We start from the raw sequence: 5,187 nt of genomic DNA on the forward strand, positions 1-5,187 counted from the left end.
CCACCTCGGTCGGTTACCGGCCGGCCGACCAGAACAACGGCAAGGGCAACGCCTGGCACCTGGGCTTCGTGACCCCCTCGGGCCGGTACGCGGCGATCGAGCAGAGCGACGTGCCGCGCGACTCCCTGCTGGCCGACCACGTCAAGGGCGCCGCGTCGGACGGCACTTCCGAGGTGGCCGGCCGCACCTGGGACCGGGTGCAGGGCGAGAAGGACCGCGCGCTGGCCGTCCAGACCGGCCCCGGGACCACCCTGCTCACCGGCACCGCCTCCTACGAGGAGCTGGCCGAGCTGGCGCAGGCGCTCAAGTAGCCCCGCTTCCGCCCGCCTTCCCGGACACGCCGAAGGGCCCCGCGCCGGACGAACCGGTGCGGGGCCCTTCGGCGTGCGCGGGGCGGATCAGGCCGTGGTGACGACCTCGTCGTAGGCCAGGCGCGGCGAACGCGGGAACCAGGCGTCCTCGCCCGGGCGGCCGATGTTGACCACGGCCAGCACCGAGTGCTCGCCGTCGCCGAAGAACTCCTTGTTGATGCCCTCGGCGTCGTAGCCGGTCATCGGGCCGGCGGCCAGGCCGGCGGCGCGCACGCCGATGATGAAGTAGGCGGCCTGCAGGGCGCCGTTCATCGTGGCGGACTGCTCACGGACGCTGCGCTCCGAGAAGAACAGGTCCTTGGCCTGGGGGAAGTGCGGGAGCTGGGTCGGCAGCTCCTCGTGGAACTCGTTGTCCACGGCCAGGATGGCGACCAGCGGGGCGGCGGCGGTCTTGGCCTTGTTGCCGTCCGCCATCTGCCGGACGAGGCGCTCGCGACCCTCGGCCGAGCGGACCAGGACGACGCGCAGCGGCTGCTGGTTGAAGGCGGTCGGGCCGTACTTGACCAGCTCGTAGATGGCCTGGACCTGCTCGTCGGAGACCTGCTCGTCGGTGAAGGTGTTGGCGGTGCGGGCCTCGCGGAACAGGAGGTCCTGAGCGGCAGCGTCGAGTACCAGGGCGTCGGTGGTCATGCTTCTGCACCTCATGCGGAAAAGGGGTTCGTCGGGGTGATCGGCCGCGGCCGTTCACTTCCTCCAACATAGGTGAAGATTCAACGATTCCCCAAGCGGATGTGATCCGCCTCACTCCCCGCCGGGGGTCGCCCCCTCCTCGGCGGCCAGCGCGGCGTCCAGCCGGGCCCGGGCGCCGTCCAGCCAGCGCTGGCACACCTTCGCCAGCTGCTCGCCGCGCTCCCACAGGGCCAGCGACTCCTCCAGCGAGGTCCCGCCGGTCTCCAGCTGCCGGACGACGTCCAGCAGCGCGTCCCGGGCGTGCTCGTAGCCCAGCGCGTCGTCCGGGTTCGGCGCCGCGTCCTGCTGCTCCTGCTGCTCTGCCATGGGTGCCAGCGTAGGGGCTCGGGCCGACACTCCCCAGCCCCGGCCCGCGGCGGCGGGCGACTACCCGGGAGTCGCGGTGACGTCGAAGCCGCCGCCCGCCACCCGCGCGTGCAGCCCCTCGCCGGGCGCGACCTGCGCCGGGTCGGTCACCACCGTGCCGTCCGAGCGCTGGAGCACCGCGTAGCCGCGCTCCAGGGTGGCCGCCGGGGAGAGCGCCACCACCCGGGCCAGGGTGTGCCCGAGGTCGCTCTGCGCGTGGTCCAGCCGGTGCCGCAGGGTGCGCCGGGCCCGCTCCAGCAGGCCGTCCACCTCCTGCCCCCGACCGTCCAGCATCCGGTGCGGGGCGGCCAGCGACGGGCGGCTGCGCACCCCGTCCAGCCCGTGCTGCTCGCGCTCGACCCGGGACAGCACGTACCGGCGGGCGCGGTCGCGCAGCTGGCGGACCTTGGCCAGCTCCTCACCGACGTCCGGAACCACCCGTTTGGCCGCGTCGGTCGGGGTGGAGGCGCGCAGGTCGGCCACGAAGTCCAGCAGCGGCTGGTCCGGCTCGTGCCCGATCGCGCTCACCACCGGCGTACGGGCGGCCGCGACCAGCCGCACCAGGCCCTCGTCCGAGAACGGCAGCAGGTCCTCCACGCTGCCGCCGCCGCGGGCCACGACGATCACGTCCACCTCGGGGTGCTCGTCCAGCTCCCGCACGGCCGCGCTCACCCGTTCCACCGCGCTGACCCCCTGCACCGGGACGTTGCGCACCTCGAAGCGCACGGCCGGCCAGCGCCGCCGGGCGTTCTCCAGGACGTCCCGCTCGGCCGCCGAGCCGCGCCCGGTGACCAGCCCGACGCACTGCGGCAGGAACGGCAGCGGCTTCTTGCGCTCCGCCGCGAACAGGCCCTCCCCGGCGAGCCGCCGCTTCAGCTGCTCCAGCCGGGCCAGCAGCTCGCCGAGGCCCACCGGGCGGATCTCCGAGGCGCGCAGGGACAGCTGCCCGCGCGCCGCGTACCACTCCGGCTTGGCGTGCACGACGACCCGCGCGCCCTCCTGCACCACGTCCGCGACCTGGTCGAACACCGAGCGGAAGCAGGTCACCGTGAGCGACACGTCGGCCTGCGGGTCGCGCAGGGTCAGGAACACCACGCCCGCGCCGGGGCGGCGGCTGAGCTGGGTGATCTGCCCCTCCACCCAGACCGCGCCGAGCCGGTCGATCCAGCCGCCGATCAGCGCGGAGACCTTGCCGACCGGGAGCGGCGCTTCGGGGGAGCTGGTGTTGGCCATGCGTACGAGGCTAGCGGCGTCCGCCGACACGGCCGGGACCCCGGCCGGTGCCGCCCCGGCCGGTGGAGCCCTGGACGGCGAGCACCACCAGGCCGACCACCAGCCAGACCAGCCCGACGAGCTGCGCGGTGCCCGAGGCCTCGTACACGACCGCCGCGATCACCGCGATCCCCAGCACCGGCACGACCACGTGCGGGAGCCACCGCCGCGAGCCGTGCCGCACCGCGTACCAGCCGATCACCGAGGCGTGCAGCAGCGCGAAGGCGGTCAGCGCGCCCACGTTCACGACCGAGGTGAGCCGGTCCAGGCCGTCGTCCCGGTTGGCCGCCCAGACCGCCGCCGCCATCGTGATCACCGCGGCCGCCAGCAGCGCCCGGCGCGGGACCGCGCTGGCCGGGTCGACCGAACCGAGGGCCCGCGGCAGCCGGCCGTCCCGGGCCATCGCGAAGAGCAGTCGCCCGGCCGCGGCCTGCCCGGCCAGGGCCGCGAAGGCCGCGCCGATCGCCTTGCTGGCCGCCACCAGTACGTGCAGCCAGTGCCCGACGCCGCTCTCCACGGTGTCGTAGAAGGCCGAGCCCTGCGCCGCCGGGTCGGCGGCCAGCTGCTGCGGTCCGGTCGGCTCCAGCAGGGCCGCCAGGTAGGTCTGGGCGACGAACAGCACCCCGGCCAGCGCCAGGCACCAGAGCACCGCCCGGGCCACGGCCGCCGAGGCGCCGACCGCCTCCTCCACGAAGGTGGCGATCGCGTCGAAGCCCAGGTAGGAGAGCACCGCGACGGACACCGCCGAGATCACCGCGGTCAGCGAGAAGTCCCCGACGGCGGTGAACGGGGTGTCCCAGTCGCGCCGGGCGCCGTCCTGGGCCAGCGCCACCACGGCGGCGGCCATGAACACCAGCAGCACCGCGATCTCCATCGCGAGCACCGCGAAGCCGATCGCCGCCGCCGTCCGCACCCCGGCCAGGTTGAGCGCGGTGGTCACCACCACCGCGAGCGCCGTCCAGACCCAGCGCGAGACGTCCGGCACCAGGGAGTTCAGCGCGATCCCGGAGAACAGGTAGGCCACCGCGGGGATCAGCAGGTAGTCGAGCATCACCATCCACCCGGCGATGAAGCCCGGGCCCTCGCCCAGCCCGGCCCGCGCGTAGGCGAACACCGAGCCGGTCTGCGGCACGGCGCGCACCATCTGGGCGTACGAGGAGGCGGTGAAGGCCATCGCCACCGTCGCGGCGAGGTACACGGTGGCGACGGCTCCGTGGCTCTTGGCGTCCAGCACGCCGAACACGCCCACCGGCGCCATCGGGGCGATGAACAGCAGCCCGTAGACCATCAGATCGCGCACGCCCAGGCTGCGGCGCAGGCCGCTCGGCGTCGCCTGCTCGCTCACAGAGCTCATAGACACCATATTTTGGGCGCAATTGACCGGGTCTGCGCGGAAAGTGTCCGCCATTGGTGGGGCGGCCCGGCGGGAGGCCGGGAGGACGAGCGCGGGTCGCGACCGCCCGTACGATGGAGCCATGTCCAAGACCGCGCAGCGCCGTGTCCTGCTCGCCGCCCCCCGGGGCTACTGCGCGGGAGTCGACCGCGCCGTGATCGCCGTGGAGAAGGCCCTGGAGCAGTACGGGGCGCCCATCTACGTCCGCAAGCAGATCGTCCACAACAAGTACGTGGTGCAGACCCTGGAGAAGAAGGGCGCGATCTTCGTCGACGAGACGGAGGAGGTGCCGGAGGGCTCGATCGTCGTCTTCTCCGCGCACGGCGTCGCCCCGTCCGTCCACGACGAGGCGCGGGCCGGGAAGCTCGCCACCGTCGACGCGACCTGCCCGCTGGTCACCAAGGTGCACAAGGAGGCCGTCCGCTTCGCCGACGAGGGCTTCGACATCCTGCTGGTGGGCCACGAGGGCCACGAGGAGGTCATCGGCACCATGGGCGAGGCCCCGGACCGGATCCACCTGGTGGACGGTGCCGAGGACGTCGCCAACGTGCAGGTCCGGGACGAGTCCAAGGTCGTCTGGCTGTCCCAGACCACCCTGTCCGTGGACGAGACCATGGCCACCGTCGGCGAGCTGAAGAACCGCTTCCCGCAGCTGGTCAGCCCGCCCAGCGACGACATCTGCTACGCCACCCAGAACCGCCAGGTCGCGGTCAAGCAGCTGGCCCCGGAGACCGACCTGCTGATCGTGGTCGGCTCCAAGAACTCCTCCAACTCCGTGCGCCTGGTCGAGGTCGGCCTGGAGTACGGCGCCAAGGCCGCCCACCTGGTGGACTTCGCCGAGGAGATCCGCGAGGAGTGGCTGGAGGGCGTCACCACGGTCGGCCTGACCAGCGGCGCCTCGGTGCCGGAGATCCTGGTCGACGGCGTGCTGGAGTTCCTGGCCGCGCGCGGTTACGACACGGTCGAGACGGTCAAGACCGCCGAGGAACACCTGGTCTTCTCGCTGCCCAAGGAGCTGCGCCGCGACCTGCGCGCCGAGGCGGCGGGCAAGCTCTGACCCGCGGCGGTACCCGGGCAGGACGTCCAGGGCGTCCTGGGCACGGGCCAGCACCCAGG

At 73.5% G+C, this 5,187-nt stretch carries 6 protein-coding genes; 2 read left to right on the forward strand and 4 right to left on the reverse strand.

Annotated elements, in window-relative coordinates; translation table 11 throughout:
* A partial coding sequence (locus tag ACIQOV_RS26445; RefSeq protein WP_401052519.1) for a DUF4245 domain-containing protein occupies positions 1-311 on the forward strand: 311 nt, incomplete at its 5' end.
* Positions 312-398: 87 nt separating this feature from the next.
* Here the strand turns inward: ACIQOV_RS26445 and ACIQOV_RS26450 are convergent.
* The 4 genes from ACIQOV_RS26450 to ACIQOV_RS26465 all read right to left on the reverse strand — a co-directional run bounded on the left by ACIQOV_RS26450 (position 399) and on the right by ACIQOV_RS26465 (position 4,032).
* A complete protein-coding gene (locus tag ACIQOV_RS26450) occupies positions 399-1,001 on the reverse strand; it encodes a malonic semialdehyde reductase (protein ID WP_359899526.1) in 603 nt (200 codons plus the stop codon).
* Between the two features lie 111 nt (positions 1,002-1,112).
* Positions 1,113-1,367, reverse strand: coding sequence for an exodeoxyribonuclease VII small subunit (locus ACIQOV_RS26455; RefSeq protein ID WP_387694203.1), 255 nt, complete (start codon positions 1,365-1,367; stop codon positions 1,113-1,115).
* A 60-nt stretch (positions 1,368-1,427) separates the two neighbouring features.
* Entirely contained in the window at positions 1,428-2,639 is a 1,212-nt protein-coding gene (xseA, locus tag ACIQOV_RS26460) for an exodeoxyribonuclease VII large subunit (protein WP_401052523.1), read from the reverse strand.
* Between the two features lie 10 nt (positions 2,640-2,649).
* A complete protein-coding gene (locus ACIQOV_RS26465) occupies positions 2,650-4,032 on the reverse strand; it encodes an APC family permease (protein WP_401052525.1) in 1,383 nt (460 codons plus the stop codon).
* A gap of 121 nt (positions 4,033-4,153) precedes the next feature.
* Between ACIQOV_RS26465 and ACIQOV_RS26470 the strand changes: the two genes are divergently transcribed.
* Positions 4,154-5,128 carry a 4-hydroxy-3-methylbut-2-enyl diphosphate reductase gene (locus ACIQOV_RS26470; protein ID WP_359899533.1) on the forward strand — a complete coding sequence of 325 codons (975 nt, stop codon included), beginning with the start codon at positions 4,154-4,156 and terminating at the stop codon, positions 5,126-5,128.
* Positions 5,129-5,187: the final 59 nt, after the last annotated feature.

Origin of the sequence: Kitasatospora sp. NPDC091257, assembly GCF_044757675.1 — a bacterium.
Classification (GTDB): domain Bacteria; phylum Actinomycetota; class Actinomycetes; order Streptomycetales; family Streptomycetaceae; genus Kitasatospora; species Kitasatospora lactacystinica.